The sequence below is a fragment of the Acidaminobacter sp. genome, from assembly GCF_030247605.1.
Classification (GTDB): domain Bacteria; phylum Bacillota; class Clostridia; order Peptostreptococcales; family Acidaminobacteraceae; genus Acidaminobacter.
The window spans coordinates 1-2,181 of sequence record NZ_JAOTSB010000060.1 but is presented as its reverse complement, the minus strand read 5'-3'; the positions used below and the strand labels follow the sequence as shown (position 1 = coordinate 2,181).

The window sequence follows — 2,181 nt, the reverse complement described above, 5'->3', positions numbered from 1 at the left end:
GCAGAGCAAACAGCGGATCCACCTCGCTGGCGCCCAGCATCTGGAAAAGCAGCGTGAAGACGAGCCCGGAACCGGCCACGGAAGCCATGATCTTCCAGGAAGCCGTCTTGGTGTAGATGAGATAGGCGCCGGCCAGCAGGATCAGCGCGGCGGAGGTCTCACCCATGGAACCGGATATGTTGCCGATGAACAAATTCACCGGGCTGGTGATGATGCCGTTGGCGGTCCGATCGATCATCGGTGTCACCGAGGTCGCCATGTCGACGGCTCCGGACCAGCGCAGGAAGCCGCCGGGGAACCCGGTGAAGGGCTTTTGCCAGAGCATGGTCATCTCATTGGGAAAACTGACATAGACAAAGGCGCGGCCCACCAGGGCGGGGTTGAAGACGTTCTTGCCGAAGCCCCCGAAGATGGCCTTGCCGAAGATGATGCCAAAGAGCGTGGCCACCACGACGATCCACAGCGGGACGGTGGGCGGCAGGGTCAGCGTCAGCAGCGCCGCGGTGACCAGGGCGGCCTCCGAGACCTTGGCCTTGTCCCCGCTGATCATCCGCATGATGAACAGCTCCCCGGCAAAGGCCGAGACCAGGGAAACGGCTAATACCAGCAGCACGCGCCAGCCGAACAGATAGATGGAAAACAGATAGATCGGCAGCAGGCTCCAGAGAACCGTCCGCATCATTTTCTGCTTGGTCAGGTACTTCATAATTTGCATAGATAATACCTCGCAGTCATTATTTTATGCCTCTAATTATACTCATTACATCGTTAGTTTTCAGTCATTCTAAAAAAGTTCATTTTATTAATTAACTAAGATAATTCTCATTGATAATGTTTCGATTTGATAACCAGATACTTAAAAATCATCAATAAAGATTCTTCCCGTTCAATTCCTGCCGATCTTTTAGTAATCAGCTATTAATTAACAAAAAAGAGGCTCCCCTACAACAGCTCTTCAAAGAATGAATCACGTTGTCAGGGGAGCCTGGCTATTCAACCTGGATTCCCAGTTCACCTAACGAGGAATCCTTTGTATTTTCTCAAAAACTATTGATATCACTTACTTTGGCGCTTTAAAGCCTTGCGACTAACATAGTTATGTGTTACACTATACATAACTAGGAGGTCGTATTATGGCCATTGTAAATCAGTTCGATAAGCGCAGCGGAATTACCTACGTTTATGAATCAGTTTCCCATTGGGATAAGGAAAAGCAGCAGCCTCGATCCAAACGGACGCTCATCGGCAAGCGGGATCCGGCCACCGGCGAAATCATTCCAACGGATGGACGGGGAAGGAAACGTCGGGACCCAGAGGCGGTTACAACTGAAGTCAAGCCTGGCCCGGTGCCCTTTACCGTAGCTGATCGTAAGTTCTTCGGCGCCACGTATCTGTTGGATCAGATCGGGGACTCTCTCGGGCTTACAGAGGACCTCAAGGCTTGCTTTCCGTCTCTCTACAAGCAGATTCAGTCCATCGCCTACTATCTGATCCTGGAGAGCGATTCCCCATTGTTTCGATTTGAAAAATGGAGTACGCTCCATCGGCATCCCTATGGAGCCAATATCCCATCTCAGCGCAGCAGCGAGCTGTTTGCAGGCATCTCGGAAGAGTCCAAACAACGTTTCTTCAGCTGCCTTGCCAAGCGCCATCAGCCCGATGAATATTGGGCATATGACACCACCTCGGTGTCGAGTTATTCCCAAACCCTTCGCCAGGTCCAGTACGGTAAAAACAAAGAAAGTGACCCCCTGGCGCAACTGAACCTGGCCTTGGTCTTTGGACAGGATTCAGGACTGCCGTTTTATTACAGAAAGCTCTCTGGCAACATTCCGGATGTCAGTACGATCAAAAATTTGCTGGCTGATTTCAAAGTGCTGGGCTTCGATCAAGTGAAGCTGGTCATGGATCGAGGATTTTACAGTGAAGCCAATATCAATGCCCTCCTTGGGGAGCGACTCAAGTTCATCATTGCCGCTGGCACGCATCTGGCCTATGTCCGAAGACATATTGACGGGATTTATGGCAGCATCCGATCCTTTGAAAACCTGGATGAGCAATATGGCTTATACTCCTCAACCATTCTGACTGACTGGGAGTTTCAAAAAGAACGCCCCAACAAGAAAGATGTCATCCGAGAAAAACGCAGGGTCTACCTGCACGCTTACTTCAACATTGAAA

Annotated in this window: 2 protein-coding genes; one reads left to right on the top strand and one right to left on the bottom strand. The window is 50.6% G+C overall.

Going from position 1 to position 2,181, the window contains the following annotated elements:
- Window positions 1–715 (bottom strand): RnfABCDGE type electron transport complex subunit D (locus OEL90_RS14980; protein ID WP_300689917.1); only part of this gene is annotated, 715 nt, incomplete at its 3' end.
- A gap of 418 nt (window positions 716–1,133) precedes the next feature.
- On the opposite strand from OEL90_RS14980, the gene OEL90_RS14975 reads away from it, so the two are divergent.
- Window positions 1,134–2,181: IS1634 family transposase (locus OEL90_RS14975; protein WP_300689914.1), on the top strand; the 1,048-nt coding region annotated here is incomplete at its 3' end.